Consider the following 1,059-nt stretch of genomic DNA (forward strand, 5'->3'; position numbering starts at 1 on the left):
AGGGTATTTCCGTGACAGCAACCGTGTTATCCGGTAGCGCCACATGCTCATCACCTTACGGGCGTAAAAATGAAGATTTTTCCAGGTGTGGCCCGACGTCACACCACCGGCAGTTGTCGATAAATGGATATGCGGATGCCACTGCTGGTCACGCCCCCATGTGTGGATCACCGTGAATATCCCCGGCTCCACATCTGCCTGATGGCAGATTTCCAGTATCACATCCGCTGCAATGCGGCTCATCTCTGCCAGTAACCACCGGTTGTGGAACACCAGGGACCAGTACTGGCAGGGAAGTGTGAACACAATATGCTGCCACGGGCAGTAGGGGACCAGGCTCAGCAGATACTGTATCCACTGTGCGCCAGCCTTCACCCCGCAGTGCGGGCAGGAGCGGCTTTTACACCGGAAGCAGACCTTTTTTGTATGGCAACAGTCCGGTGATGAACAACACCACTGCGTGTAGCCCATCAGTGTGGTCCCGCAGGCCATGATTTTTGTCACTGATTCAATTACCACCGGACGGACTGCCCCTTCCGGTTGTTTCTCCAGCCAGTTAAGCCAGCGGTTTCCCTGCTGAAAAATATCGGCAAAACGGGGGAGCATCAGAAGGGCGGGGCGACTCCGTCCGGCCAGTGAACCGTGCCACACTCCGGGCAGTACATACCGCCGGCGCTGATACCGGCAAGAATGGTCGCAAATTCCCGCTCCGTGCAGCGGGCGATTTCCGGATATCCTTCGTCATCAACACGTACAAACCAGAAGACCAGCTTTTTGTTTCCCGCATCCACAAAGAACGGAATATTCAGGTCTGCGCAGCATTCAACGGCATCGTCAAAACTATCAAAGCGCAGAACTTCTGCGTCTTCTTCGTCAAAAAAATCATCTTCGTGAAGCTTCACGACATAGCGGGGAAGTTTGCTTCTTTGAGAGGCGGGTTTACGTTTACGGGGTTTAGCTGAACGGGCCATATAACCACCTGAAAGACAATGACATTGCCTGTTTTTATAACGGTAATTGCAGACCATGACAAGCCGCAGCCGTCAGGCTGCCTACTCG

Annotated in this window: 1 protein-coding gene and 1 pseudogene; both read right to left on the reverse strand. The window is 53.7% G+C overall.

Annotated elements, in window-relative coordinates:
* Positions 1-606 (reverse strand): annotated as a pseudogene (locus ABZJ92_RS21960) (IS91-like element IS91 family transposase); the annotation flags it as partial.
* Positions 606-971 carry a hypothetical protein gene (locus ABZJ92_RS21965; protein WP_000124119.1) on the reverse strand — a complete coding sequence of 122 codons (366 nt, stop codon included), beginning with the start codon at positions 969-971 and terminating at the stop codon, positions 606-608. The gene ABZJ92_RS21965 and the pseudogene ABZJ92_RS21960, both read right to left, overlap by 1 nt.
* Positions 972-1,059 lie beyond the last annotated feature (88 nt).

This window comes from Shigella sp. FJ200513, from assembly GCF_040495915.1.
In the GTDB taxonomy this organism is placed as follows: domain Bacteria; phylum Pseudomonadota; class Gammaproteobacteria; order Enterobacterales; family Enterobacteriaceae; genus ECMA0423.

Excerpts from the sequence above, each read along its gene's own strand:
- ABZJ92_RS21965 (WP_000124119.1), bottom strand. The coding sequence starts at position 971 with ATGGCCCGTTCAGCTAAACCCCGTAAACGTAAACCCGCCTCTCAAAGA.